This is a genomic window from Citrobacter freundii complex sp. CFNIH2 (genome assembly GCF_002880615.1).
Lineage (GTDB): Bacteria > Pseudomonadota > Gammaproteobacteria > Enterobacterales > Enterobacteriaceae > Citrobacter_A > Citrobacter_A amalonaticus_F.
On record NZ_CP025757.1, the window covers coordinates 3,687,274 to 3,712,729 of the forward strand.

Annotated in this window: 25 protein-coding genes; 7 read left to right on the plus strand and 18 right to left on the minus strand. The window is 55.1% G+C overall.

The window, feature by feature from the left end; translation table 11 throughout:
- Positions 1-54: 54 nt before the first annotated feature.
- Positions 55-1,800, minus strand: coding sequence for a gamma-glutamyltransferase (ggt, locus tag WM46_RS18075; protein ID WP_187394400.1), 1,746 nt, complete (start codon positions 1,798-1,800; stop codon positions 55-57).
- 119 nt (positions 1,801-1,919) lie between these two features.
- Between ggt and WM46_RS18080 the strand changes: the two genes are divergently transcribed.
- Positions 1,920-2,297 carry a DUF2756 family protein gene (locus WM46_RS18080; RefSeq protein WP_061076052.1) on the plus strand — a complete coding sequence of 126 codons (378 nt, stop codon included), beginning with the start codon at positions 1,920-1,922 and terminating at the stop codon, positions 2,295-2,297.
- On the opposite strand, the gene ugpQ is transcribed toward WM46_RS18080, so the two are convergent.
- The 10 genes from ugpQ to livK form a co-directional block, all read right to left on the minus strand.
- The gene (ugpQ, locus tag WM46_RS18085; protein WP_102602958.1) at positions 2,281-3,027 is read right to left on the minus strand and encodes a glycerophosphodiester phosphodiesterase; all 747 of its coding nucleotides are present in this window, start codon (positions 3,025-3,027) and stop codon (positions 2,281-2,283) included. The genes WM46_RS18080 and ugpQ overlap by 17 nt on opposite strands.
- Positions 3,024-4,094 (minus strand): sn-glycerol-3-phosphate import ATP-binding protein UgpC, encoded by a 1,071-nt coding sequence (locus WM46_RS18090; RefSeq protein WP_102602959.1) that lies wholly within the window; start codon positions 4,092-4,094, stop codon positions 3,024-3,026. Before WM46_RS18090 ends, ugpQ begins: the two co-directional genes overlap by 4 nt.
- A gap of 9 nt (positions 4,095-4,103) precedes the next feature.
- On the minus strand, positions 4,104-4,949 hold the full coding sequence (ugpE, locus tag WM46_RS18095) for a sn-glycerol-3-phosphate ABC transporter permease UgpE (protein ID WP_061076049.1): 846 nt from the start codon (positions 4,947-4,949) through the stop codon (positions 4,104-4,106).
- Positions 4,946-5,833, minus strand: coding sequence for a sn-glycerol-3-phosphate ABC transporter permease UgpA (gene ugpA, locus WM46_RS18100; protein ID WP_102602960.1), 888 nt, complete (start codon positions 5,831-5,833; stop codon positions 4,946-4,948). The genes ugpE and ugpA overlap by 4 nt, the downstream gene beginning before the upstream one ends.
- A gap of 104 nt (positions 5,834-5,937) precedes the next feature.
- Positions 5,938-7,257 (minus strand): sn-glycerol-3-phosphate ABC transporter substrate-binding protein UgpB, encoded by a 1,320-nt coding sequence (gene ugpB / locus WM46_RS18105; RefSeq protein WP_102602961.1) that lies wholly within the window; start codon positions 7,255-7,257, stop codon positions 5,938-5,940.
- 303 nt (positions 7,258-7,560) lie between these two features.
- The gene (gene livF / locus WM46_RS18110; protein WP_061076046.1) at positions 7,561-8,274 is read right to left on the minus strand and encodes a high-affinity branched-chain amino acid ABC transporter ATP-binding protein LivF; all 714 of its coding nucleotides are present in this window, start codon (positions 8,272-8,274) and stop codon (positions 7,561-7,563) included.
- Position 8,275: 1 nt separating this feature from the next.
- On the minus strand, positions 8,276-9,043 hold the full coding sequence (gene livG / locus WM46_RS18115; protein WP_042998472.1) for a high-affinity branched-chain amino acid ABC transporter ATP-binding protein LivG: 768 nt from the start codon (positions 9,041-9,043) through the stop codon (positions 8,276-8,278).
- Complete coding sequence (gene livM / locus WM46_RS18120; RefSeq protein ID WP_102602962.1) at positions 9,040-10,317, minus strand: branched chain amino acid ABC transporter permease LivM; 1,278 nt, start codon at positions 10,315-10,317, stop codon at positions 9,040-9,042. The genes livG and livM overlap by 4 nt, the downstream gene beginning before the upstream one ends.
- Positions 10,314-11,240, minus strand: coding sequence for a high-affinity branched-chain amino acid ABC transporter permease LivH (gene livH, locus WM46_RS18125; RefSeq protein WP_061076044.1), 927 nt, complete (start codon positions 11,238-11,240; stop codon positions 10,314-10,316). The genes livM and livH overlap by 4 nt, the downstream gene beginning before the upstream one ends.
- Positions 11,241-11,410: 170 nt before the next feature.
- Positions 11,411-12,520, minus strand: coding sequence for a high-affinity branched-chain amino acid ABC transporter substrate-binding protein LivK (gene livK, locus WM46_RS18130; protein ID WP_102602963.1), 1,110 nt, complete (start codon positions 12,518-12,520; stop codon positions 11,411-11,413).
- A gap of 420 nt (positions 12,521-12,940) precedes the next feature.
- On the opposite strand from livK, the gene panM reads away from it, so the two are divergent.
- The 3 genes from panM to WM46_RS18145 all read left to right on the plus strand — a co-directional run bounded on the left by panM (position 12,941) and on the right by WM46_RS18145 (position 16,110).
- Positions 12,941-13,324, plus strand: coding sequence for an aspartate 1-decarboxylase autocleavage activator PanM (gene panM, locus WM46_RS18135; protein WP_061077961.1), 384 nt, complete (start codon positions 12,941-12,943; stop codon positions 13,322-13,324).
- A gap of 196 nt (positions 13,325-13,520) precedes the next feature.
- Entirely contained in the window at positions 13,521-14,063 is a 543-nt protein-coding gene (locus WM46_RS18140) for a LemA family protein (RefSeq protein ID WP_061076042.1), read from the plus strand.
- Positions 14,064-14,067: 4 nt separating this feature from the next.
- Positions 14,068-16,110, plus strand: coding sequence for a DUF2207 domain-containing protein (locus tag WM46_RS18145; protein ID WP_102602964.1), 2,043 nt, complete (start codon positions 14,068-14,070; stop codon positions 16,108-16,110).
- Between the two features lie 60 nt (positions 16,111-16,170).
- Here the strand turns inward: WM46_RS18145 and livJ are convergent, their stop codons facing one another.
- The 6 genes from livJ to ftsY form a co-directional block, all read right to left on the minus strand.
- On the minus strand, positions 16,171-17,271 hold the full coding sequence (gene livJ / locus WM46_RS18150; protein WP_187394401.1) for a branched chain amino acid ABC transporter substrate-binding protein LivJ: 1,101 nt from the start codon (positions 17,269-17,271) through the stop codon (positions 16,171-16,173).
- 208 nt (positions 17,272-17,479) lie between these two features.
- Positions 17,480-18,745: a 4-aminobutyrate--2-oxoglutarate transaminase gene (locus WM46_RS18155; protein ID WP_102602966.1), complete on the minus strand. Its 1,266-nt coding sequence runs from the start codon at positions 18,743-18,745 to the stop codon at positions 17,480-17,482.
- 130 nt (positions 18,746-18,875) lie between these two features.
- Positions 18,876-19,730: an RNA polymerase sigma factor RpoH gene (gene rpoH / locus WM46_RS18160; RefSeq protein WP_044327806.1), complete on the minus strand. Its 855-nt coding sequence runs from the start codon at positions 19,728-19,730 to the stop codon at positions 18,876-18,878.
- A 253-nt stretch (positions 19,731-19,983) separates the two neighbouring features.
- A complete protein-coding gene (ftsX, locus tag WM46_RS18165; protein WP_042998480.1) occupies positions 19,984-21,042 on the minus strand; it encodes a permease-like cell division protein FtsX in 1,059 nt (352 codons plus the stop codon).
- Positions 21,035-21,703: a cell division ATP-binding protein FtsE gene (gene ftsE, locus WM46_RS18170; RefSeq protein ID WP_042998481.1), complete on the minus strand. Its 669-nt coding sequence runs from the start codon at positions 21,701-21,703 to the stop codon at positions 21,035-21,037. Before ftsE ends, ftsX begins: the two co-directional genes overlap by 8 nt.
- 2 nt (positions 21,704-21,705) lie before the next feature.
- Complete coding sequence (gene ftsY / locus WM46_RS18175; RefSeq protein WP_102602967.1) at positions 21,706-23,187, minus strand: signal recognition particle-docking protein FtsY; 1,482 nt, start codon at positions 23,185-23,187, stop codon at positions 21,706-21,708.
- 159 nt (positions 23,188-23,346) lie between these two features.
- Between ftsY and rsmD the strand changes: the two genes are divergently transcribed.
- Both rsmD and WM46_RS18185 read left to right on the plus strand, forming a co-directional pair.
- On the plus strand, positions 23,347-23,943 hold the full coding sequence (gene rsmD / locus WM46_RS18180) for a 16S rRNA (guanine(966)-N(2))-methyltransferase (RefSeq protein WP_102602968.1): 597 nt from the start codon (positions 23,347-23,349) through the stop codon (positions 23,941-23,943).
- Entirely contained in the window at positions 23,933-24,202 is a 270-nt protein-coding gene (locus WM46_RS18185) for a DUF1145 family protein (protein WP_042998484.1), read from the plus strand. The genes rsmD and WM46_RS18185 overlap by 11 nt, the downstream gene beginning before the upstream one ends.
- Before the next feature lie 65 nt (positions 24,203-24,267).
- On the opposite strand, the gene WM46_RS18190 is transcribed toward WM46_RS18185, so the two are convergent.
- On the minus strand, positions 24,268-24,627 hold the full coding sequence (locus tag WM46_RS18190; protein ID WP_061076037.1) for a DUF2500 domain-containing protein: 360 nt from the start codon (positions 24,625-24,627) through the stop codon (positions 24,268-24,270).
- 141 nt (positions 24,628-24,768) lie between these two features.
- On the opposite strand from WM46_RS18190, the gene WM46_RS18195 reads away from it, so the two are divergent.
- Positions 24,769-25,395, plus strand: a complete 627-nt coding sequence (locus WM46_RS18195) for a lysoplasmalogenase (protein WP_102602969.1) — start codon at positions 24,769-24,771, stop codon at positions 25,393-25,395.
- Positions 25,396-25,456 lie beyond the last annotated feature (61 nt).

The following is a 25,456-nucleotide window of genomic DNA, read 5'->3' on the forward strand; positions in this document are numbered from 1 at the left end:
GACAGCTGCACAAACGTAGGCCCGGTAAGGCGAAACCGCCACCCGGCAACAAAATCAATATCCTGCCGTTAAATCGTCCACTGTGCGTGGGTCTGATGCGCCGTACAGCGCGCCGTCTGGCCCTACCATAATGCTCTGCGTGCTACCCATCGCCTCTTTCAGCGCAACCTTTTGCCCTTTTTGCTCAAGCAGTTTGAGGGTATCCGGGCTAAAGCCTTTCTCCACACGCAGCTCATCCGGCAGCCACTGATGATGGAAACGCGGCGCGTTGGTCGCTTCCGCCACATTCATCCCGAAATCGATGCTGTTGACCACCATTTGCAGCACGGTCGTGATAATACGACTCCCGCCCGGACTGCCCGTAACCAGCCAGGTTTTGCCGTCTTTCACCACAATGGTGGGCGACATTGACGACAGCGGGCGTTTCTTCGGTCCAACGGCGTTGGCATCGCCCCCCACCAGACCATAAACGTTTGGCACGCCCGGTTTGGCTGAGAAGTCATCCATCTCGTTATTCATCAGAATGCCGGTGTTACCCGCCACAATGCCGGTCCCGAAGGTGGTGTTGAGGGTATAAGTGACCGCCACGGCGTTGCCGTCTTTATCCACCACCGAGAAGTGAGTGGTCTGGTTACTCTCGTATGGCGCCAGTTTACCTGGACGAATTTCGCTGGAGGGTTTCGCCTTGTTGATATCGATCCGTTCAGCAATCGATTTGGCGTAATCTTTGTTGGTCAGCGCCTGCCACGGCACCTTCACAAAATCCGGGTCGCCCAGGTATTCTGAGCGATCGGCATAGGCCTGTTTCTCCGCTTCCGCCATCACCTGCATGGCGTCCGCACTGCCGAAGCCGTATTTCTTCATGTCGAAGTTTTCAAGGATATTCAGGATTTGCACGATGTGGATCCCGCCAGAGGACGGCGGCGGCATGGAGAAGACCTGATATCCGCGATAGTCACCGCTAATCGGCGTGCGCTCTACCGCCTGATAGCCCGCCAAATCTTCTTTGGTCATCAGCCCGCCATTTTTCTGCATTTCCTGCGCGATCTGGTCGGCAATCGACCCTTTATAGAAGGCATCCGGTCCCTTTTCCGCAATCAGCTCCAGGCTTTTCGCCAGATTTTTTTGTACCAGCTTGTCGCCCTTTTTCAGCGGTACACCATCCTTCCAGAAAATAGCTTTGCTGTTTTCGTGGTTCGGCAACACTTCGCTGCCGTAGGTTTTCAGATCGTCCGCCAGCGCATCGTTAACCACAAAGCCCTCTTCCGCCAGTTTGATCGCCGGACGCACCACCTTGTTGAGCGGCAGGGTGCCATATTTTTCCAGCGCCAGAGAGAACCCGGCCACGGTGCCCGGCGTGCCGGACGCCAGATGGGAGGTCAGCGATTTTTTACTGTCCGGATTGCCCTGGTCGTCGAGGAACATATCGCGCGTGGCGTGAGCGGGCGCCATTTCGCGAAAATCGATCGCCGTGGTCTTTCCGTCTTTGGTGCGCAGCAACATAAAGCCGCCGCCGCCCAGATTACCGGCCTGCGGATGCGTCACCGCCAGCGCATACCCTACGGCGACCGCAGCATCCACGGCGTTCCCGCCCTGTTTGAGAATATCCACACCAACCTTTGTGGCCATGGCATCGACCGAGGCCACCATCCCCTGCTTCGCGCGAACGGGATGGAACACATCCTCTTCCACCCCATACGATACCGGAGGGGGTGGAGGGGGAGCAGCAAGTACGCTGAAACAGCTTCCTGAGAGCAGAGCAGCAAGGGCTACCCGGCGTAAGAACGTCGGTTTTATCATCGTGATTCTCCAAAGATGCGGGGTCAGCCCCCCACTAAGCCTGGTGCATAACTCTGAAATGATCCTCGTTTCGCCGGGAAAGGGGTAAACTTAAGAGATACCTCAGTGGAGGAAAGATGATGAAACGATACTTAATTTTGACAGCGCTACTGCCGTTTGCCTGTCTCGCACAGCCGATTAACACGCTGAACAATCCGAACCAGCCGGGTTATCAGATCCCCAGCCAGCAGCGGATGCAAACGCAAATGCAGACGCAGCAAATCCAGCAGAAAGGGATGCTGAATCAGCAGTTAAAAACGCAGACGCAGCTTCAGCAGCAAAATCTGCAAACGCAGATGAACAACAATCAACAGCGGATCCAACAGGGTCAGGTACGCGAACAACCGTTACCCAATACCAACGGCGGAATGTTGAGCGGCAATACGCGCCTGGAGAGCGGCCAGCAGCACATGCTACCGCCGCGTCAGAATGGCGATATGCTTAATCCGCAGCAGTAAAGTCCGGACCAATCACATCAATTGCATCGGTACAGATGCAATCCACGCCCCAGCGTAGCAGTTCCGCCGCACGCTGGGGTTTGTTGACGGTGTACACCAGAATATGTAATCCCGCCGCTTTCAACTGCCTGACCCGCGCTTCATCCAGTAGCCTGTGATTCAGGTGAATCGACACGCACGCCAGGCGAGTGGTCAGCTCGCGCCAGTCATCACGCCACTCGTCGAGCAGTAGCCCGCGCGGCAGTTCAGGCACTGCCGCTTGTGCGGCTTCCAGCGCATCAATTTCAAATGATGACAGCAGCGGCGCCGCCATCCCCTGCCACAGATCGCGTGCGGCGAGGGCAATCGCTTTCCCCGTCAGCGGTCCGGTTCCGGTAGTCGGTTTAATTTCGATATTGGCCATCAGGCCATGCTGGCGGCAACGCACTGCCACCTGCGAGAGCAGCGGCAGCGGTTCGCCTTTAAACTCGCCGCTGTACCAGCCACCGGCATCCACCCGCAGCAAATCCTGCCAGTTGAGCTCTCCCGCCACGCCCCAGCCGTTGCTGGTGCGCTCAAGGTTATCGTCGTGCAGCAGGAAAATTTCCCCGTCCTTCGACAGCTTTGCGTCGAACTCAATCATGGTGTGCCCGTAATGCGCGCCGACGTCGATCGCCGCCAGCGTGTTTTCCGGCGCCAGTTTACCGCCGCCACGATGGGCGACGATGTGGGGATAAGGCCAGTGACTCATACACGTTGTCCTGTTTCACCATCAAAAAGGTGCAAATGATTTTCCGGCAGATGTAACCACAGCGTGCTGCCTGCCTTTGGGCGTTCCTGATGGGCCAGACGCACCACCAGTTTCTGATCGCCCCAGCGACCGTGCGCCAGATTATCGGCACCCAGCATCTCCAGCGTGTCCATTACCAGCGGCACACCGCCCTCCGCCTGGGAGCTTAGCGCAATATGTTCCGGGCGGATACCCAGCGTCATTTTTCGCCCGGCGTAACCACGATAGTACCAATTGATGGGCAGCGCCATGCCGCTTTCCAGTTCGAAGTGCGTACCCGCATGGCTGATACGACCTTCCAGCAGGTTCATCGCCGGACTGCCGATAAAGCTCGCCACAAAGCGGCTGGCCGGTTTTTCATAGACCTCTACCGGCGTGCCAATCTGCTCGGCAATACCTTTGTTCATCACCATCACGCGTTGGGCGAGCGTCATCGCTTCGACCTGATCGTGGGTTACGTATAGCGAGGTAGTTTTCAGACGACGGTGCAGATGCTGGAGCTCCAGACGCATCTGCACGCGTAGTTTGGCATCGAGATTCGACAGCGGCTCATCAAACAGGAACACCGCAGGGTCACGCACAATGGCGCGCCCCATCGCCACGCGCTGGCGCTGACCGCCGGAAAGTTCACGCGGACGGCGTTTGAGCAGACCGTCCAGTTCGAGAATACGCGCCGCTTCTTTCACCCGTTGTTCGATGTGGCCCTTGCCCATCCCACGGATTTTCAGTCCCCACGCCATGTTCTCTTCCACGCTCATGTGCGGGTAGAGCGCATAGTTCTGGAAGACCATCGCGATCCCGCGATCTTTTGGCTCCATTTCAGTCACGCGCTGGCGGTCGATCCAGATATCGCCGCTCGTAACGCGCTCCAGCCCGGCCACCATCCGCAGAAGCGTTGATTTCCCACAGCCGGACGGGCCGACCATCACAATGAACTCACCGTCCGCCACGTTCAGCGTCAGCGGTTGAATCACCTGGGTTTTGCCATCCCAGCTTTTAGTTACTGCCTGTAATTTTAAACCTGCCATCGCGGTATCCTACTTCTCACTGTCTACTAAACCACGCACAAACGCCCGCTGCATGGCTAAAACGATAATGACCGGGGGGATGAGGGTCAGCAGCATTGCCGCCATCACCTGATTCCACAAGGTGGTGCCTTCGCCGGTGGCAATCATGCCTTTGATCCCCGCTACGGCAGTCCCCAGATTGACGTCGGTAATAATCAGCAACGGCCACAGATACTGGTTCCAGCCATAGATAAAGGTGATGACGAACAGCGCCGCCAGATTGGTTTTCGACAACGGCAGCACGATGTCGCGGAAAAAGCGCATCGGCGAGGCGCCGTCAATGCGTGCCGCTTCAATCAGTTCATCCGGCAGGGTCATAAAGAACTGGCGGAACAGAAAGGTGGCGGTCGCCGATGCCATCAGCGGCAGCGTCAATCCTGCGTAACTGTCGAGCATTCTCAGGTTGGCGATCACTTCCACCGTCGGGAAGATACGCACTTCAACCGGCAGCATCAGGGTGATAAAAATCATCCAGAAAAACAGATTACGCAGCGGAAAACGAAACCAGACGATGGCAAAGGCGGAAAGCATTGAGACCGCGATTTTCCCCACCGTAATGCCAAACGCCATGATGAAGCTGTTGAGCATCATCAGCCAGAACGGCGCGCTGTTCACACCGACGCCGTTGACCCAGATGTTTTTCATGTTTTCCAGCAGATGCGTACCGGGGATAAGCGTCATCGGCGTTTCAAACACCGCGTTGTTGTCCAGCGTCGCCGCGACAAACGCGACGTACAGCGGGAACAAAATCACGACAATCCCCAGAATCAGCATGGTGTGGCTGAATATCGTCAGCCCGCGACGGTTCTCAATCATTGGTAACGCACCTTACTTTCCACATAGCGGAACTGCACCACCGTCAGAATGATGACAAGGAACATCAGTACCACCGACTGCGCGGCAGACGCAGAGAGATCCAGCCCGGCAAACCCTTCGCGATAGATCTTATAAATCAGCGTCGTGGTGGCCTGTACCGGACCGCCGGCGGTCGCGGCATCGATCACCGGGAACGTGTCGAAGAAGGCGTAGACCAGATTGACCACCAGCAGGAAGAAACTCACCGGCGCGATCAGCGGTAACGCCAGCCTGAAGAAGCGGCGGACAGGCCCTGCGCCATCGATCGCGGCGGCTTCAACCAGCGAACGTGGGATCGATTGCAATGCGGCAAAGAAGAAAAGGAAGTTGTAACTAATTTGCTTCCAGACGGAAGCAAAAACCACCAGGAACATCGCCTGTCCGCTGTTCTGCGCGTGGTTCCAGTCATAACCAAACTGCTCAAGGATGTGGGTAATTAGCCCACGTCCTGGGTTAAACAGGAAAATCCACAGCACGGCGGCCACCGCTGGCGCCACGGCATAGGGCAGTAGCATCAGCGTCTGATACAAACGACTGCCGCGCACCACGTAATCCACCAGCGCGGCGAAGAACAACGACACCAGCAGGCCGCTGAAGGTCACCAGCGCGCTGAATTTGATCGTCGTCCAGAAAGCGTCGAGATAGTAGCTGTCATGAAACAGCGTGACGAAATTGTCCAGCCCCACGAACTGACTGGACAGCCCAAACGGATCGACGCTTTGTAGTGAATACCAGAGCGCTTCGCCCGCAGGCCAGATGAAGAAAATGACGGTGATCGCCAGCTGTGGTGCGACCAGCAAATAAGGCAGCCAACGCGAGCGAAACACCGGACGAGATGATGACATTGAGATAGTTGTCCTGAACTGTGCCGGGTGACGGCTGCCGCCTTACCCGGCCTACAGGAGATACCCCGTAGGCCGGATAAGCGCAGCGCCATCCGGCATTTCCATCATTTAGACTTCGTCGACTGCTCAAAGCGGCGCAGCAACTGATTACCTCGCTCAACAGCGGCATCCAGCGCCTGCTGCGGGGTTTTCTTGCCGGTCCACACGCTTTCCAGTTCTTCATCAACGATGGTACGAATCTGCGGCATATTGCCCAGACGCAGCCCTTTGGTGAACGGCAATGGCGGCTTGTTCAGCATCTGGCGGGTCGCAATATCCGCACCAGGGTTCTTGTCATAGAAGCCCTGCTCACGAGTCAGGTCGTAAGCCGCTTTGGTGATCGGCAGATAACCGGTCTTCTGATGCCATTCGGCCGCATTTTCCGGTTTTGCCAGGAAGTCGAGGAACCCGGCAACGCCTTTGTAGGTGTCGCTGTCTTTGCCCTGCATTACCCACAGGCTCGCGCCGCCGATGATGGCGTTCTGCGGTGCGCCTTTGGCGTCAGCATCGTAAGGCATCATGCCGACGCCATAGTTGAATTTGGCGTAGTGACGGATATCGGCAAGCGAACCGGAAGAGGCGGTGGTGATAGCGCAATCGCCGTTATAGAACTTCTCAGTGGATTCGTCTTTACGACCGAAGTAGCTGAAATCGCCCTTCTTGTTCAGTGCTTCCAGCAGCGCGATGTGTTTTACCTGCTCTGGCTTGTTGAACTCCAGCACCGCATCAGTACCGTCGAAGCCATTGTTCTGGGTCGCCACCGGCAAACCGTGCCAGGCACTGAAGTTTTCAATCTGGATCCAACCCTGCCAGCCGCTGGCGTAGCCACACTTCATCCCCGCGGCTTTCAGCTTCGCGGTGTAGTCCGCCAGATCCTGCCAGGTTTTCGGCGGCTGCTCCGGATCTAAGCCCGCTTTTTTGAAGGCGTCTTTGTTGTAGTACAGCACCGGAGTGGAACTGTTAAACGGCTGAGACAGCAGATGCCCGGTTTTCGAATCGGTGTAGTAACCGGAAACGGTCGGTACAAACTGCGATTCGTCGAAGTTGATGCCCGCATCCTTGAACACTTCGTAAACCGGTTTGATCGCTTTCGAGGCCATCATCGTCGCGGTACCGACTTCATAAACCTGCAGCAGTGCCGGTGCATTTCCGGTACGGAACGCGGCGATACCGGCGCTCAGGCTCTGCTCGTAGTTACCTTTGTACACCGGCACAATCTTGTAATCCGGGTGGGTGTCGTTGAAACGTTGCGCCAGGGAGTCAACTTCTTTACCCAACTCCCCTTCCATGGAATGCCAGAACGGAATGGTGGTAACGGCCATTGCGTTCGTCGCAAAAGCCAGACCAACCGCCAGACCCAAAGCTGTGTGTCGTAACGATGTCATTGTCATCATCTCTCTTATTGTGCCGGATGCGCGAAATCACGCGTTTTATGCTCGCGAGGTAACATGACATGCGCGAATGACAGAAAGATAACCGTTAGATGACGAAGCGGTGACAGCCAGGCTTCAGGTGAATGACGTTTCGGTGGCAAGAAAACAGAAAAAAAGCCGGGTGGCGGCTTCGCCTTACCCGGCCTGGTCGATCCTATAAGCCCGGTAAGCGTATGCGCCACCGGGCAATACAAACGGCCTGGTCTTGTAGGCCTGATAAGACGCAATGCGTCGTCATCAGGCATCACCGACCGTTTAACCGCCTAAATAGGCGCTACGCACCGCTTCGTTGGCCAGAAGCCGCGCGCCGGTATCCTCGAGAACGACATGGCCGTTCTCCAGCACGTAACCGCGATCGGCCAGCTTCAGCGCCTGATTGGCGTTCTGCTCAACAAGGAAGATGGTCATTCCCTGTTCGCGCAGTTGTTCGATAGTGTCGAAGATCTGCTGGATAATAATCGGCGCCAGCCCCAGAGATGGCTCATCAAGCAGCAGCAGGCGCGGCTCGCTCATCAGCGCACGACCAATCGCCAGCATCTGCTGTTCACCGCCGGACATGGTGCCCGCACGCTGAATACGACGCTCATGCAAACGCGGGAACAATTCGTATACCCACTTGATGCGTTCCTGGAACTGATCGCGCTCGGCAAAAAAACCGCCCATCGCCAGATTCTCTTCCACCGTCATGCGGGAAAACACGCGACGCCCTTCCGGAACGATCGCCACCGCTTCACGCATGATTTTCGCTGTTTGCCAGTCGGTAATGTCTTTGTCATCAAACACAATCCGGCCGCTGGTTGCTCGCGGATCGCCGCACAGCGTGCCGAGCAGCGTGGTTTTTCCCGCGCCGTTGGCACCAATCAAGGTCACAATCTCTCCCTGATTGATGTGCAGGCTCACCTCGTGCAGCGCCTGAATTTTGCCGTAGTGGGCACTGACTTTGTCAAAGGACAACATGACTTTTTCCATCTTATGCCTCACCAAGGTATGCACGGATCACGTCCGGGTTATTACGAATCTGTTCCGGCGTCCCGTTCGCCAGCGGCGTGCCCTGGTTCACCACGTAAATACGGTCGGAAATCCCCATCACCAGCTTCATATCGTGCTCAATGAGCAGAATGGTGGTGTTGTGATGGTTGCGCAGTTCGGCAATCAGTTCGTCCAGCTCTTTGGTCTCTTTCGGGTTAAGACCCGCAGCCGGTTCATCCAGCATCAAAATTTCTGGCTGCGTCACCATACAGCGGGCGATCTCCAGACGGCGCTGGTCGCCATAAGCCAGGTTGCTGGCCTGACGGTTCGCATGTTCCAGCAACCCGATACGCTCAAGCCAGGTGGCCGCACGATCCAGCGCTTCGCTCTGCGCCCGACGAAACGCCGGGGTTTTCAGCAGACCGGAAAACACGCCTGTTTTCAGCTGCTGATGCTGCGCCACCAGCAGGTTTTCAATCACCGTCATTTCACGAAACAGACGCACGTGCTGGAAGGTTCGCACCACGCCCATCCGGGCAATTTGTTGTCCTGGCAGCCCTTCAAGGTGCTGATCGCGAAGCTTAATGGTGCCGCCCGTCGGCTTATAAAAACCGGTCAGGCAGTTAAACACCGTGGTCTTACCGGCACCGTTCGGCCCAATCAGCGACACAATTTCTTGCGGATGCAGCTCCAGTTCAACGTTGTTCACCGCCAACAGACCGCCGAAGCGCATCATCAGGCCGTTAACCGATAATAATGGCTGACTCATGCCTGCTCTCCTTTCGCTTCCCCGTTTTTCAGCTTCAACTGTGGACGGGTCATCGGCAGCAAGCCCTGCGGACGCCAGATCATCATCAGTACCATCAAACCACCCAGCATTAACATGCTGTATTCGTTGAAATCACGCATCAGTTCACGCGACACCACCAACAGAATAGCCGCGAGGATCACTGCAAACTGTGAGCCCATCCCGCCGAGCACCACAATCGCCAGCACAAACGCCGATTCGGCAAAGGTGAACGATTCAGGGCTGACAAACCCCTGACGCGCCGCGAACAGCGTACCGGCGAAACCGGCAAACGCGGCGCTGATGGTAAAGGCGGTCAGCTTGATGCGCGTCGGACTCAGGCCCAGCGAGCGACAGGCGATCTCATCCTCACGCAGCGCTTCCCACGCTCGTCCCAGCGGCATGCGCAGCAGGCGGTTAATCACAAACAGGCTCAACACCACCAGCAGCAGCGCGACCAGGTAGAGGAAAATCACACGATCGGACGGATCGTATTTCACATTAAAGAAGTGGCTGAAGGTATCCCAACCGCCTTCACGTGCACTGCGGCTGAACTCAAGACCGAACAACGTCGGTTTCGGGATCTGACTGATGCCGTTCGGACCGCCGGTGATTTCCGTATTGTTGAGCAGCAGAATACGGACGATCTCACCGAAGCCCAACGTCACAATCGCCAGGTAGTCGCCGCGCAGACGCAGCACCGGGAAGCCCAGCAGGAAGCCCGCGGCTGCCGAAACCAGTCCTGCCAGCGGCAGACAGGTCCAGAAGCCGAGACCGTAATAGTGGTTCAGCAGCGCGAAGGTATATGCGCCAATCGCGTAGAAGCCGCCGTAGCCCAGTACCAACAGGCCGGAGAGCCCGACGACGACGTTCAGCCCCAGGCCGAGAATGATATAAATCATGGTCAGCGTGGCGATATCCACCGTGCCGCGCGAAACCATAAACGGCCACGCCACGGCAATCACCAGCAGCGCAATCAGGAACAGCTTCTGCTTCACGGTTGAGCCATCAATCGCTGGCAGAATAAACTTCGGCCCGGAGACGCTCTTCAGGCTCTTCTGGAAGATAGGGCGCAGCATCTGGAAGAAAAAGACCACGGCCGTGCCGATAAACACCCACTGCCAGCGGATGTCGGTAGCGGTGTCCACCACCAGTTTGGTGCCATCCAGCTGTAGCTGAACGCCCATAAAGACGCCCGCCAGAACGAAGAACATCGCGGCAGAGAGCAGCGCCATTGCAAAATGCATCGGTTTCATACTTTCTCTACCTCCGGACGACCCAGAATCCCGGTCGGCATCACCAGCAGTACCAGAATCAGCAGGGCGAACGACACCACATCTTTGTATTCCGTACTCAGATAAGCAGAAGAAAGCGCTTCCGCGACGCCCAGAATCAGGCCGCCAATCATCGCGCCTGGGATGCTGCCGATCCCGCCAAGAACCGCTGCGGTAAAGGCTTTCATCCCGGCCATAAAGCCGATATAAGGGTTAATCACCCCGTAGAATTGCCCGAGCAGCACGCCGGCCACTGCCGCCATTGCTGCGCCAATCACAAAGGTCAGCGCAATCACGCGGTCCGTGTTAATCCCGAGCAGGCTGGCCATTTTCAGGTCTTCCGCGCAGGCGCGGCAGGCGCGACCCATGCGGGAATAACGAATAAAAATGGTCAGCGCCAGCATCGCCAGGAAGGTCACAACCCAGATGACCAGTTGCATGGTGGTGATCGAGGCGGAGAAGTTTTCGCTGGCCCCTACCACCCATTGACCGTTGAACAGGCTGGGCAGCGCCACGTCGCGCGAACCTTCCGTCAGGCTGACGTAGTTTTGCAGGAAGATAGACATCCCAATCGCGGAGATAAGCGCAATCAGACGTTTGGAACTCCGGACGGGCCGATAAGCCACCCGCTCAATGCTCCAGCCGTAGGCGCTGGCAATGATGATCGCCCCAATGAATCCGGCAGCCACCAGCAACCAACTGGTATCAATCCCCATCATCATGAGTGCTGCGATAATCATAAAAGAGACATAGCTACTGATCATGTACACCTCGCCATGGGCGAAGTTGATCATGCCGATAATGCCGTACACCATGGTGTAACCGATAGCGATCAGCGCGTAGGTGCTTCCCAGCGTGACGCCGTTAAACATCTGCTGCAAAAAGTACAGGAACTGCTCGGACATAAAATAACCTTTTAAACCCGACAAACCGGGATGTTGAACCCACTCTACATAATTCGAGTTGCAGAAAGGCGGCAAGTTTGCCCATCCCCGGGAGCGTACACAGAGTACGTGACCGGGGTGGGTGAACGCAGCCAACGCATCTGCGGCTCGAAGTATGACGAGTGGTTGCCTTATTTGGCGGCCGTGGATGCCCCATCGGCGTGCCACTGGAAGACACCAAATTCAAATCCCTTTAGATCGCCTTTTTCATCCCATTTCAGCGGCCCAATGACGGTATCAGCACCGTTTGCTTTTAAATCTTTCACCAGATCCAGCGGCGCTTTGCTGCCAGAACGGTCCATTGCCGTTGCCAGTGACTGCACAGCAGCGTAGGTGATCCACACATACGGACCCGTGGGATCTTTTTTATCGGCTTTCAGCGCATCAACAATCGCTTTGTTGGCCGGATCCTGGTCATAGCGTTTTGGCATGGTGACCAGCATGCCTTCGGCCGCCTCACCCGCGATGTTCGACAGCGACGCATTGCCCACGCCTTCCGGCCCCATGAACGTGGTTTTCAGCCCGACGGAGCGCGCCTGGCGCAGCATCTGACCCATTTCCGGGTAGTAGCCGCCGTAGTACACAAAGTCGATGTTCTCTTTTTTCAGGCGCGCGAGCAGCGCAGAGAAATCTTTCTCGCCTGCCGTGATGCCATCAAAGAAGACGATATTGGCGTTTGCCGCTTTCAGCGTGTCCTGAACGGAGCGCGCCAGTCCTTCACCGTACTGCTGTTTGTCGTGAATAATGGCGATGCGCTGTGGTTTTACCTGCTCGAGAATGTATTTTGCCGCGGTCGGTCCCTGAGAAGAGTCCAGTCCGGCGGTACGCATGATGTGCGCGTAGCCGCGCTGCGTCAGTTCCGGGTTAGTCGCACCAGGCGAGATCATCAGAATGCCTTCGTCTTCGTAAATATCCGACGCAGGCTGAGTAGAAGAAGAGCAGAGGTGACCAATCACATACTGAATACCGTCGTTGACGATTTTGTTCGCCACCGCCACGGCCTGTTTGGGATCGCAGGCGTCGTCATATTCCACACCCACCAGCTTGTCGCCTTTGATGCCGCCTTTCGCGTTGATGTCTTTAATGGCCTGACGTGCGCCGTTAAATTCCATGTCGCCCCACTGAGCCACCGGACCCGACATCGCGCCGACAACAGCAACTTTAATATCCTCTGCCATTGCCGCCTGTGACATCGCCAGTGCAATCACCCCTGCGATGACCGTTTTCGCATTCCGTTTCATTTACTGAATCCCCATTCGTGATGTACTTATTTTGTATTTATATGGTTAAAAAGCAGACTGTGCTTTATTTGTACTACACTATTTTTACCAGTCTGATTAATGGTTTAGCGCAGTATTTTTCGCAAATACAGATTAAAATCTCTATTTTTCAGGCTATTAAGAACAGATAATATTCTGCTTTTCATCATAGATAAACAAAAAAAAGCACACTTGTCAGCATAAAATAACGGGACAATGAGCCGAATAAAACACTGCCTTCCAGGGTATTATCCTGCCTGTTTTTCATTCTCTGATGTTTCGAACTGAGGTTCTGACCGTCATAAAATTAATCACCTGCCAAATGATTTAAAAAAGAGAAAGCGTCCGGATGAATTATTTCGGTACACTTGCACTCTCTTTTGTGATTTGGACATGCTGTCGATGAAGCTGACCATCATTCGTTTAGAACACTTTAGCGATCAGGATCTGATCGACCTGGGCAAAATCTGGCCGGAGTATTCCGCCGCCTCTTTAAGCGTAGATGAAACGCACCGAATCTACGCGGCACGATTTAATGAGCGGTTGTTAGGCGCCGTAAGGGTCACTCTGAGCGGCACTCAGGGCGCGCTGGATTCACTGCGCATCCGTGACGTCACGCGGCGTCGGGGGGTGGGAAAATATCTGGTGGAAGAGGTGATCCATGATAATCCGGACGTCTCCTCCTGGTGGATGGCGGATGTCGGCGTGGAAGACCGGGGCGTCATGGCGGCGTTTATGCAGGTACTGGGTTTCACCGCACAGCAAAACGGCTGGGAAAAGCGTTAGCGACACGCGTCCTCATGTTCCCCTCTCACAGGAAAGCCCATCAATGGACTTTCCTCGCTTAACGCGGATTCAGACAATCTCATCAGGGTGACGACTTACCCCTCCGTGATGGATGAGGTAAGATTCACCATGCCTCTAATTGCGCAGAGAATCATCAAATTTGCGCTCTCATCAACTACTGTCATGGAATGAGCATATGGAAATGTACATCGGGCTGGCCGTCGCCGCCGTCGTGATCCTCTGGGCCATCTTCACCTATAACCGCTTTATCTCGCTGCGTCGTTTTAAAGACGAAGCGTGGAGCGGCATTGCCGTACAACTCAAGCGCCGTCACGATCTGGCCCCCAATCTGCTCAGCGTGGTCAAACGTTATGCCCAGCACGAAAAAGAGCTACTGGAAGAGATCACCCGGCAACGGAGCGTCCTGGTCGGTAATCCTCAACAGGTCGCTGACAGCGAGCAGCAGTATTCTGCAACGCTGAGCCGTATCTTCGCGCTGGCGGAAGCGTATCCTGAACTCAAAGCCAGTGAAAACTTCCTCTCTCTACAGCAATCCCTGAGTGAAATAGAGGAACAGCTACAGATGGCACGCCGCTATTTCAACGGCACAGTGCGAGATTTTAATATTCTGGTTGAATCTTTCCCCAGCCTGCTGCTGGCCCGCCTGTTTAATTTCAGAGCGGAAGTCTTCTTTGAACTGGACTCTCCTGAAGAAGCTCAATTACCCCGGATGGAATGACCACATGCCAACGTTTTCCGCCCGGATACTGCGCGCTTTCAGCCTGTTGCTCCTGTTACTGACAGGCTTTGGTTCTGCCACACACAACGACATCAACATTATCGATGCCTCGCAGATTCCGGCCAATGCGCGACGGATTCCCGCATACGAACATATTCTCTCCTTCGATTCCCGGGCGAGTTTTAATCCGGATGGCAGCATGGAGATGCAGGAAAACATCAAAGTACTCTCTCTGGGCAACGAAATCAGACGGGGGATTTTTCGAACGCTGCCACTGACCTGGAACCGACAGGACGGCAAAATTTTCAGTGTGGACTATGCCATCAAATCAGTCTCACGCGATGGCGCCGCGGAATCTTACAGCCTCGATCGGGCAACCAAAACGCTGACCGTTCGTATTGGCAGCGCCGAGCGGATCCTGAAACCGGGAATTTATCAGTATGAGATTCGCTATCAGGTCAGGAACCATTTCAGCCGCTTTCCTGACTGGGATGAGCTTTACTGGAATGTGACGGGCAACGACTGGAACTGGCCGATTAGAAGAGCCAGTTTTCATCTGCAACTGCCTGAAGCTGCAGATAATTTGAACGCAGAGGGCAAAGATACCCGACTGCGTAGTATCGACGTTTACACTGGTCGCCTGGGGGCAAAAGAAAACAACGCGGTCATCCTGCCCGATGGCAGCATACAAACGTCGCGTCCTCTCGCCACAGGTGAAGGGTTAACCGTTGTCTATACCTGGCCCCGCACAATTCTGTCGAATGCCGCCGCACCAGAGGCGGTATTGCCGTTCGTTCATTTACTGATGCCAACGCTGAAAACCAGTGTCATCTGGCTCCCTCTTCTGTTGCTTATTGGCTACTACGGGCTTTGGTGGCGTAAAAACGTTATCGCCAAAGGGTTAAAAATGCCGCCGGTCGTACCGCAATTCTCGCTGCCCGCAACGATGTCGCCTGGCTATCTGCGCTTCATCACCCGGCGTAAGTATGACGATGTGGCATTCAGCAGCGACCTGCTGGATCTGGTTGCCAAACGTGCCGTGACGATAACGAGCAAGAAGACAACAGCCAAAAGCATATGGTCTTCATCCTCCATTGATGAACAGTGGCTATCCCGTTCGCCGGACGATAGAAACAGGCCGTTAAATGCCACCGATAAACAGCTATTGAGTACACTTTTCAGCGGTAAACGTAAGAATATCAACCTCAGTACGCCACATCAGCAGATGATGATTAATGCCCGTAAGTGGCTGGAAAAACGTTGCGAGGAGCAGAAGCCACAGTTATGCCAGAGCTGGGGGAAACCGTTTCGTCGCTGCATTTACATTGCTCTGCTTGTTCCGATCGTTTGCGGCGTCTGGTTTAGCCCGGCAGCAGCGCTCCTTACTATTCCGGGCCTGCTGTTTATGACGGTGGGGGTTTCGTTGGTACTCTTTTCCCTGAACTTTTTACGCCACCCGATAATAGCAGTGCGCAGTTGGGGACCGATTCCTATCCTGATGGCGCTCGTATTTGGTCCTTTTGCCCTCACAGCAGGAAGTTTGTTCCTGTTTGGCATGATCCCCATCACCCAACTTCCAGCGGGATACGTTGGCGCACTGCTGACCGCCATGGTGTTGTGCGCGGTCATTGGCTGGAAAACGCCGCGCTATACGCAGCGTGGGCTGAACGATTTAGCCGTCGCTAAAGGGCTAATGCGCTATATCAAAACGGCCGAAGAGCCACGTTATCAGGCGCTTTATCCACCCGACCAGCGGATTGCGCACTTTGAAAGCCTGTTGCCCGTTGCGCTGGCACTCGGTGTAGGGAAAACGTGGGCAAATACTTTTGCCCGGTACTTAGAGAGTACGGGCACGATGTCAGAGATTTTTGAAAAGGCTGACTGGGAGAATGTGAATCACTTTTGTCGGGGCTGTCATTCTGCGGCCAGCGCAAAACCCGATCGTAGCTCCACAGGCTCTTCAGGTTCAGGCTACAGCGGTTCCGGTTCCTCAGGCAGAGGATCGTCAGGCGGGGGATCCGGCGGTGGTGGCGGGGGCGGCTGGTAAGAAAAGGCCGGATAACGATTATCCGGCCAACAAAGCAGCGCCGCAAAGGCGCCGTGGAAATTACTTCGCGTCGGTCGCCGTACCGTTGGCATGCCAGTCGAAGACGCCGAATTCAAAGCCCTTCAGATCGCCCTTCTCATCCCACGACAGCGGCCCCATTACGGTATCCACGGAGTTCGCTTTCAGCCAGGTGGCGATTTCAGCCGGATCGGCTGACTGGTTCAGGCCCGCCTGCAAAGATTGCAGCGCGGCGTAGGTGGTCCACACGAACGCACCGCTCGGATCCTGTTTCTTCGCCTTGATCGCATCAACGATAGGTTTGTTCGCAGGCACCTGGTCGTAGTTCTTCGGTTTGGTCACCAGCAGACCTTCGGCCGATTCACCGGCGATGTTAGACAGGGAAACGTTGGCCACCCCTTCCGGGCCCATGAACTGCGTTTTCAGACCCGCGGCACGTGCCTGACGCAGGATCTGACCCATTTCCGGGTGATAACCGCCGTAGTAAACGAAGTCGATGTTCTCTTTCTTCAGACGCGCCACCAGCGTGGAGAAGTCTTTCTCACCGGCGGTGATACCGTCAAAGAACACCACGTTAGAGTTGCCCTTCTTCAGGTTTTCCTGCACGGCACGCGCCAGACCTTCACCGTACTGTTGTTTGTCGTGAACGATCGCGATGCGCTGCGGCTTCACTTTTTCCAGAATGTATTTCGCGGCGGTCGGGCCCTGATCTGAATCCAGGCCCGTGGTGCGCAGCACCAGCTTATAGCCACGCGCGGTCAGTTCCGGCGCCGTTGCCGCCGGGGTGATCATCAGAATGCCTTCGTCTTCGTAGATGTCAGACGCAGGCTGAGTGGAAGAGGAGCACAGGTGGCCGATAACGTATTTGATGCCGTCATTAATCACTTTGTTTGCGACTGCGACCGCTTGTTTCGGGTCACAGGCATCATCATATTTTACGATCTGCAGTTTTTCGCCTTTGATTCCGCCTTTGGCATTAATGTCTGCAACCGCTTGTTCCGCGCCAGTAAACTCCTGGTCGCCATACTGGGCTACCGGACCGGACATCGCACCGACAACAGCGACTTTAATATCGGCCTGAACCATTGTGCTGAATGCCAACGCGATACATCCTGCCAGTAACGCTTTACCCTTCATATTCATCCTGACCTTCCCCATTCTTATGGTTATTACGACTATTGTGATGTTGTTGTGTAGCGCTTTATTTCAATTATAGGTGTGCGGCTCGCGCATTTTCAGCACACTCTGCTAAAACATACCCCATTTTTATAGTTTTGGAATAGCTAATTTCATATTCAAATAATAAGTGAACGACATAACGTCGTGCCGCCCGGTGATGGACGGCACAGGTTTATCGTGTCAGCGAGTGGGTGATAATGCCGAGCGCCTGACGAAATTGCGCGTCAGGGATGGTGAGCGGATAAAGAAAACGGATGACGTTGCCATACACACCGCAACTCAGCAGCAGAAGTCCTTCCTGCAAGGCGCGATCCTGCACCTGGCGCGTGAATTCCGGGGAAGGTTTTCCGCTGTGCGGGTCGTTAAATTCTACCGCCACCATCGACCCCTGCGCGCGAATATCAGCAATAAACGGGCAGTCCGCTTTTGCCTGGTTCAACGCCCCGACCAGCGTCGCGCCCAACGTGGCGGCGCGGGCGCAGAGCTGTTCTTCATCAATCACATCCAGCACCGCGTGTGCCGCAGCAACCGCTAGCGGGTTCCCGGCATACGTTCCCCCCAGACCACCAGGCGCAGGCGCATCCATCACTTCGGCACGGCCAGCGACCGCAGAGAGCGGCATACCGCCCGCCAGACTTTTCGCCATCGTCATTAGATCGGGTTGTACGCCATGGTGCTCCATCGCAAACAGCTTGCCGGTACGGGCAAAACCGGTCTGCACCTCATCGGCGATCAACAAGATACCGTGGGTATCGCACAACGCCCGTAGTGACTGCATGAACTCCGTTGGCGCAATATTAAAACCCCCTTCGCCCTGAACCGGTTCAAGAATGATGGCGGCGACCTGATCCGGCGCGATATCGGCTTTGAAAATGCGCTCCAGACTTTGCAGCGCATCAACGGTGCTCACGCCATGTAACGCATTAGGATACTGAGCGTGATAAACCGAACCAGGAAACGGGCCAAAACCGATTTTGTAGGGCGCCACCTTACCGGTCAGCGCCATCGTCATGAAAGTCCGGCCATGAAATGCGCCGCCAAAGGTGATTAACCCAGGCCGTCTGGTATACGCGCGGGCAATCTTCACCGCATTTTCCACCGCTTCGGCACCGGTGGAGAAAAACGCCGTTTTTACCGGCCCCTGAATAGGGACACGCTGATTGATCCGTTCTGCCAGTCGGACATAGCTTTCGTAGGGAACAATCTGGTAGGCAGTATGGGTAAAGGAATGGAGCTGTTTTTCGATGGCGGCGATCACTCTGGGATGCCGGTGCCCGGTATTCAGCACCGCAATACCCGCGGCAAAATCGATCACCTCGCGGCCTTCCACATCCCACAACGTTGCGTTTTCCGCTCTCTCGGCGTAAAAGCCACACATCACGCCGACCCCACGCGGCGTCGCCTGCAAACGCCGTTCATTCAGTTCGTTATTTTTCATTTTCTTCCCCTAAGATGCGCACAACCCATCGGTAAGTGTTTGCCAGGGGGGAGGAATTCGCCAGAGCAGGCGCTAAAAAAACAAAAACCCCGGACAGTTATCCAGGGTTTTAGCGGGGACTTCGCGGGAGTTACGCTTCGATAGCGGCGCGAAGTTTTTTCATGGCGTTCTTTTCAAGCTGACGCACACGTTCTGCGGAAACACCGTAGCGATCGGCCAGTTCCTGCAGCGTGGATTTGTTATCTTCGTCCAGCCAGCGGGCGCGGATAATGTCCTGACTACGCTCGTCGAGACCTTCCATCGCGTGGGTCAGTTTGTTGGCAGCCTGATCTTCCCAGTTATCCTCTTCAATGCCGTCGGCAAAGTTAGAGGTTTTATCCTGCAGATACAGGACTGGTGCCATCGGCTGGCTGTCGGACTCATCGTCCGAGGACATATCAAACGTCATGTCCTGCGCCGCCATACGAGATTCCATCTCGCGGACGTCTTTACTGGAAACACCCAGCTCACGCGCAACCATTTCGACTTCATCCTGATTAAACCAGCCCAGACGCTGCTTGGTTTTACGCAGGTTGAAGAACAGCTTACGCTGTGCTTTAGTGGTCGCCACTTTCACGATACGCCAGTTACGCAGGACGTATTCGTGGATCTCAGCTTTGATCCAGTGCACGGCGAAGGAAACCAGGCGCACACCCACTTCCGGGTTGAAACGGCGCACGGCTTTCATCAGACCGATATTACCTTCCTGAATCAGATCCGCCTGCGGCAGGCCATAGCCCGCATAGTTACGAGCAACATGAACAACAAAGCGCAGGTGAGACAGGATCAGCGTCTTAGCTGCTTCCAGATCGCCCTGGTAATGCAGCTTTTCAGCCAGTGCCCGTTCCTCGTCAGCCGACAACATCGGCCACGCGTTCGCAGCCCGGATGTAAGACTCCAGGTTACCAACAGGGGCTAAAGCTAAATTTTGCATTTCTTTGGTCATTCAAATCCTCTCAATTTTTATCGTCTGGCACTACAGCGATAGACATCAGCAACAACCGTGCCAGCGTTAATGAGCAACGAGATTAGCATTCACTCTTTTATCAGACCGTGATTTTATCCACAAGTTCAATGCAACGTTGTGTATAAATTACGCACAAATTGTGACATGAAGATGAAAAGCGGGGAAGAGACAACAGGAACTCTTTCCCTGCGAACGGAAACCCATTGCAGGGAAAGATTATATCACGGTTTTACTAATCGGGAGTAAAGTGACGTAAATGTTGAACCGTCGCCAGCCACGCCGCCACCCAGCCGATCATCGAACACACCAGCAGCAGTAACAGGCACTCATCGAACGATAAGCCATTGAGATCAAACTTCGTTCCGAAAACCTGCGCCACTTCCGTGACCGCCGACGACAGTCGTAACACCAAAATTTCTGACAAAATCAGTGAAAGAAATGCGCCGGAAAAACCGAGCAATGCGCCGCCGTACAGGAACGGACGCAGGATAAATCCATCCGTCGCACCAATCAGTTTTTGCACGTTAATGGTATCGCGACGGGCAAAAATACTCAGCCGCACGCTGTTACCAATGACGAGGAAGACGGCGGCAACCATCAGCACACCAATCATCGCCGACACACGCCCGACCAGACCGGTCAACGCTGCCAGACGGGCAAACCAGCTGTCATCCATCCGTACTTCATCAATCCCGTTAATGCGGGAGACGCGGTCGCGCAACGTATTCAGCGAATCGGTGCTCTGGAAGTCAAGTTTCGGAATCACCACCGCTACCGCAGGCAAGGGGTTCTCTTCCAGCATATCCAGCGCGCCGCCAAATCCGGACCAGTTGCGGAATTCACCAAGGGCATCTTCACGGGAAAGGTAGTTCACCTTTTCCACGCCCTGCTCAGCCTGCAACTGAGCGACGACGCCTGCCGCCGCATCATCATCCAGCGTTTTTTGCAGATAAACGGTGATCTGCGGAGACGGGTAATACTGCGTCGCCGCCTGGTTAACGTTTTTGTAGACCATGTAGCAGACGCTCGGCAGAGTCAGGGAGATGGCAATCACCATCACCGTCAGAAACGTCGCCAGCGGTTTGCTTTTCAGATCCTGTAACGCGCCCTGGAACGCATAGCGCACCTGCTCGTTAAAGACGTTGGTTTTACGCGAGTTCGGCTTTGGCGACGGTTTCGCCCGCTTCGGCGCGTTACGTCCACCGTCACCGGAGGAGCCGCCAGAACGACGAAAACGGTCCAGTCGTCCACCGAACTGTTTGATTTGGTTGATAGCGTCGCGCTTATTCACGGGCTTCGCCTCCATGCAAATGGCCATCGCTCAGGGTAAGCATACGGTACGACCGACGGGAAATGAGTCCGATGTCGTGCGTCGCCATCAGCACCGTCACCCCGACGCGGTTAAACTCTTCGAACAGACGCAGGATCCCTTCCGACAGCGCGTCGTCCAGGTTACCGGTCGGTTCATCCGCCAGCAGTACCGCAGGCTTGTTCACTACCGCACGAGCGATACCGACACGCTGCTGCTCACCGCCGGAGAGTTGAATCGGGAAGTTCTTCGCTTTGTCCAGCAGTCCGACCTTGTCCAGCGCCGCCGACACGCGACGACGAATGTCATCCCCGCTGGCACCGGCGATAATCAGCGGGATCGCCACGTTGTCGAATACCGTTCTGTCCATCAACAGGTGGTGATCCTGGAAAATCATGCCGATCTGACGACGCAAAAACGGCACTTCACGGTTTTTCAGACGTGTGATGTCATGCCCACTGAAGAGGATTTTCCCGGCGCTGGGCCGTTCAATCCCACAGATAAGCTTCAGCAGGGTACTTTTCCCCGCGCCGGAGTGGCCGGTCAGAAACGCCATCTCGCCTGGCTGCATATGGAATGTGACCCCTTGCAGCGCTTGTCTCCCACCGAGATAGGCCTTGCTGACATGTTCAAAGCGAATCATTGTTAATCCTCTCGGGCAAAAAGTGCCTCTATAAAATCGTCCGCCTTAAACGGACGTAAATCCTCGATACGTTCGCCCACACCAATATAGCGGATAGGGATGCCAAACTGATCGGCCACCGAGAAGATCACCCCACCTTTCGCCGTACCGTCCAGCTTGGTCAGGGTAATACCGGTCAGACCCACCGCTTCATGGAACAGTTTGGCCTGGCTTATCGCATTCTGCCCGGTGCTGGCGTCAAGCGTCAGCATAACTTCATGCGGCGCGTCTTCGTCCAGTTTCTTCATCACGCGAACGATTTTTTTCAGTTCTTCCATCAGGTGCGATTTGTTTTGCAGACGACCTGCGGTATCGGCAATCAGCACATCAATGTGGCGCGCCTTCGCCGCCTGAATGGCGTCAAAGATAACGGAAGCGGAATCCGCGCCGGTATGCTGGGCGATCACCGGAATATTGTTACGTTGGCCCCAGACCTGCAACTGTTCGACCGCTGCGGCGCGGAACGTATCGCCCGCCGCCAGCATCACGGATTTCCCTTGCTGTTCAAACTGACGCGCCAGCTTACCGATAGTGGTGGTTTTCCCCACCCCATTCACGCCGACCATCAGAATCACAAACGGCGTTTTGCCTTCAACGTTCAGCGGTTCGTCGACTTTCGCCAGAATCTCGCCCATCTCGTCTTTCAGCAGGCCATACAGCGCCTCGGCATCTTTAAGCTGTTTGCGGCTGGCGCCTTCGGTCAGATTAGTGATGATTTTGCGCGTGGTTTCCACGCCCACATCAGCAATCAGCAGTTGTTCTTCCAGTTCTTCAAACAGATCATCGTCGATTTTCTTACCACGGAACAGACTGATAAATCCGGAACCGAGGTTTTCTTTCGTTTTCAGTAAGCTGCGCTTCAGACGCGCAAAAAAGCCTTCTTTGGTCGGTTTTTCCTGCTCCTGAATCATCTCTTCAACCGGCGCGTCTTCTTCCGCTACCGGCACGACCATCTGCGCGTCTTCCGCCGCTTCCGCCGCCAGCGCCTGTGCTTCCAGCTCTTCGTCAGTCAGTTCCGGTTCGTTTTGCGCCTCTTCTTCCACCGCTTCAACAATCTCAACGGTTTCCGCTTCGGCCTGCCACTCTTCGGCAGAGGTTTCCTCTTCGGCGTTCACCTCTTCCGGCAGCGGCAATTCTTCATGCTCAACGGCAATCTGTGGCTCAACGCGCTCTTCAGCGACCACGGGTTCGGGTTCAGCAGACGGGAAGGTTTCGATTTCCTGAACCTGTTCCGTCACCTCAACCACTTCTTCAGCAAAGGCTTCCGTCTCTTCTTTGCTGTGAAGCGGCGCTTGCTCTTCTACGTCAGCCGACGTTTCAACGGGCTCGTCGGACGGTAATTGCGCTTCAACACCCTGCTGCTCTTCGGTTTTTTGTTCTTGTTCCTGCTCTTTTTCACCAAAGCCCAGCCAGGAAAAGAAGCCACGTTTTTTCTGTTTTGCCATCTGCGATTACGCTCCTGGGGACTCATTCTCTTGCCGCCTTGAGGCATCCTGAATGATTTTGTGTATACACGCTAAAAAAAATGATGAAATAGTCTATCACTTTACTTAATCCACATCACCGCCTGGAATCATCTGCACACGGCGGTTTGAGCAACAGAAATGAAAAAAACGAATCACTCAGGTAGCGGCCAAATCCGCATTATTGGCGGACAATGGCGCGGCCGCAAACTCCCGGTCCCCGACAGCCCCGGTCTCCGCCCGACAACGGACCGCGTGCGTGAAACGCTGTTTAACTGGCTGGCGCCGGTGATGCCAGAGGCCCAATGTCTGGACTGTTTCGCCGGAAGCGGCGCGCTGGGGCTGGAAGCGCTATCACGCTATGCCGCTGGCGCCACGCTGCTGGAGATGGATCGCGCGGTCTCTCAGCAGTTACAAAAGAACCTGGCTACGCTGAAAGCAGGGAATGCAAAAGTCGTTAACACGAATACCCTGACATTCCTGGCGCAGTCGGGCACGCCGCACAACGTGGTGTTTGTCGATCCGCCGTTTCGTAAAGGGTTACTGGAAGAGACCTTAAGCCTGCTGGAAACTCACGGCTGGCTGGCGGATGTTGCCTGGATTTACGTGGAAAGCGAAGTGGAAAACGGTCTGCCGCCCGTGCCGACGAACTGGTCATTGTACCGGGAAAAAATCGCCGGGCAGGTCGCGTACCGTTTGTATCAACGCGAAGCACAAGGAGAAAGCGATGCTGATTAATCTTGGTCGACTACTGATGCTCGGCGTGTGGGCATTCTTATTGCTAAACCTGGTGCAACCCTTCCCGCGACCGCTCAACATCTTCGTTAACGTCGCCCTCGTGTTCATGGTACTGATGCACGGCATGCAACTGGCGCTGCTGAAGTCCACTCTGCCCAAAGACGGGCCGCAAATGACCACCGGCGAGAAAGTTCGTATTTTCCTGTTTGGCGTGTTTGAGCTGCTGGTCTGGCAGAAGAAGTTTAACGTCAAAAAGTAATGCTGCATGAAAGTGCCGGATAGCGCTTCGCTTATCCGGCCTGCAAAGGCGAGCGGTTTCCCGTCTTATTGCTGAGCAACAAAATCGACGAAGCGCGACCCTTTGTAGCTCAGCGTCCCTTTCTCTCCTACCGTCAGCGCATGATACTGCGTCGCGTTAAGGCGGAACGTTTTTTCCAGTCCTCCGTTCTGCGGCCTAAAGCTGACCTCATAGCGCATGCTGGTTCCCGCTGGCGTGACCTGTTGTTGTCGGGAACGTCGGTCATTGATGGGTTTTTCACGCTTATTACTGACCACCATCTGCGTTTGCCGGAGCGGCGCCGCCTCGTTATCGGCTTTTTCCCGCCGCTGTTGCATAAAGCGAAACGAGGCTGCAACAATGATTAACACAATGATAATAATGAAGAAAAGTGGCGGCTTACTCATATTGATAACCCATCAGAAAATGCGGAAATAAGCATACTCTGCCCGTTATGGTGTTGTCATCAGGTGGTCACGACCTCTACACTGAACAGCAGGGTTGTGAGCATACCGCTTACGAAAAAATAACGAATTCAAGGAACTAAGATGCTTTGGTCGTTTATCGCTGTCTGCCTTTCCGCGTGGTTATTTGTGGATGCCTCCTACCGTGGCCCCGTCTGGCAACGCTGGGTCTTTAAACCCGTCACCTTATTACTCCTGCTGTTACTGGCCTGGCAGGCGCCGATGTTCAATGCGGTGAGCTATCTGGTACTGGCCGGTCTTTGCGCCTCACTGGTTGGCGATGCGCTGACATTACTGCCACGTCAGCGACTGCTCTATGCGATTGGCGCCTTTTTCCTCTCGCACCTGTTGTACACCATCTATTTTGCCAGCCAGATGACGCTCTCTTTCTTCTGGCCGCTGCCGCTGGTGCTGATGGTGCTGGGCGCTCTGCTGATTGCGGTGATCTGGACACGCCTCGAAGAGCTGCGCTGGCCGGTCTGCACCTTTATCGCCATGACGCTGGTTATGGTCTGGTTGGCCGGTGAACTGTGGTTTTTCCGCCCCACCTCGCCTGCGTTGTCGGCGTTTCTGGGCGCGTCACTGCTGTTTATTGGCAACATCGTCTGGCTGGGCAGTCATTACCGCTGTCGTTTCAGCGCGGACAACGCCATCGCTGCTGCCTGCTACTTTGCCGGACACTTCCTGATCGTCCGTTCGCTTTATCTCTAATAACGCTTGACTCTGGAGTCGACTCCAGAGTGTATCCTCCGGTTAATGAGAAAATTATCAT

What these genes read in the sequence shown, in the direction of transcription:
- ggt (WP_187394400.1), bottom strand. Translation starts at nt 1,800, where the DNA reads ATGATAAAACCGACGTTCTTACGCCGGGTAGCCCTTGCTGCTCTGCTC.
- WM46_RS18080 (WP_061076052.1), top strand. Translation starts at nt 1,920, where the DNA reads ATGAAACGATACTTAATTTTGACAGCGCTACTGCCGTTTGCCTGTCTC.
- ugpQ (WP_102602958.1), bottom strand. Translation starts at nt 3,027, where the DNA reads ATGAGTCACTGGCCTTATCCCCACATCGTCGCCCATCGTGGCGGCGGT.
- WM46_RS18090 (WP_102602959.1), bottom strand. Translation starts at nt 4,094, where the DNA reads ATGGCAGGTTTAAAATTACAGGCAGTAACTAAAAGCTGGGATGGCAAA.
- ugpE (WP_061076049.1), bottom strand. Translation starts at nt 4,949, where the DNA reads ATGATTGAGAACCGTCGCGGGCTGACGATATTCAGCCACACCATGCTG.
- ugpA (WP_102602960.1), bottom strand. Translation starts at nt 5,833, where the DNA reads ATGTCATCATCTCGTCCGGTGTTTCGCTCGCGTTGGCTGCCTTATTTG.
- ugpB (WP_102602961.1), bottom strand. Translation starts at nt 7,257, where the DNA reads ATGACATCGTTACGACACACAGCTTTGGGTCTGGCGGTTGGTCTGGCT.
- livF (WP_061076046.1), bottom strand. Translation starts at nt 8,274, where the DNA reads ATGGAAAAAGTCATGTTGTCCTTTGACAAAGTCAGTGCCCACTACGGC.
- livG (WP_042998472.1), bottom strand. Translation starts at nt 9,043, where the DNA reads ATGAGTCAGCCATTATTATCGGTTAACGGCCTGATGATGCGCTTCGGC.
- livM (WP_102602962.1), bottom strand. Translation starts at nt 10,317, where the DNA reads ATGAAACCGATGCATTTTGCAATGGCGCTGCTCTCTGCCGCGATGTTC.
- livH (WP_061076044.1), bottom strand. Translation starts at nt 11,240, where the DNA reads ATGTCCGAGCAGTTCCTGTACTTTTTGCAGCAGATGTTTAACGGCGTC.
- livK (WP_102602963.1), bottom strand. Translation starts at nt 12,520, where the DNA reads ATGAAACGGAATGCGAAAACGGTCATCGCAGGGGTGATTGCACTGGCG.
- panM (WP_061077961.1), top strand. Translation starts at nt 12,941, where the DNA reads ATGAAGCTGACCATCATTCGTTTAGAACACTTTAGCGATCAGGATCTG.
- WM46_RS18140 (WP_061076042.1), top strand. Translation starts at nt 13,521, where the DNA reads ATGGAAATGTACATCGGGCTGGCCGTCGCCGCCGTCGTGATCCTCTGG.
- WM46_RS18145 (WP_102602964.1), top strand. Translation starts at nt 14,068, where the DNA reads ATGCCAACGTTTTCCGCCCGGATACTGCGCGCTTTCAGCCTGTTGCTC.
- livJ (WP_187394401.1), bottom strand. Translation starts at nt 17,271, where the DNA reads ATGAATATGAAGGGTAAAGCGTTACTGGCAGGATGTATCGCGTTGGCA.
- WM46_RS18155 (WP_102602966.1), bottom strand. Translation starts at nt 18,745, where the DNA reads ATGAAAAATAACGAACTGAATGAACGGCGTTTGCAGGCGACGCCGCGT.
- rpoH (WP_044327806.1), bottom strand. Translation starts at nt 19,730, where the DNA reads ATGACCAAAGAAATGCAAAATTTAGCTTTAGCCCCTGTTGGTAACCTG.
- ftsE (WP_042998481.1), bottom strand. Translation starts at nt 21,703, where the DNA reads ATGATTCGCTTTGAACATGTCAGCAAGGCCTATCTCGGTGGGAGACAA.
- ftsY (WP_102602967.1), bottom strand. Translation starts at nt 23,187, where the DNA reads ATGGCAAAACAGAAAAAACGTGGCTTCTTTTCCTGGCTGGGCTTTGGT.
- rsmD (WP_102602968.1), top strand. Translation starts at nt 23,347, where the DNA reads ATGAAAAAAACGAATCACTCAGGTAGCGGCCAAATCCGCATTATTGGC.
- WM46_RS18185 (WP_042998484.1), top strand. Translation starts at nt 23,933, where the DNA reads ATGCTGATTAATCTTGGTCGACTACTGATGCTCGGCGTGTGGGCATTC.
- WM46_RS18190 (WP_061076037.1), bottom strand. Translation starts at nt 24,627, where the DNA reads ATGAGTAAGCCGCCACTTTTCTTCATTATTATCATTGTGTTAATCATT.
- WM46_RS18195 (WP_102602969.1), top strand. Translation starts at nt 24,769, where the DNA reads ATGCTTTGGTCGTTTATCGCTGTCTGCCTTTCCGCGTGGTTATTTGTG.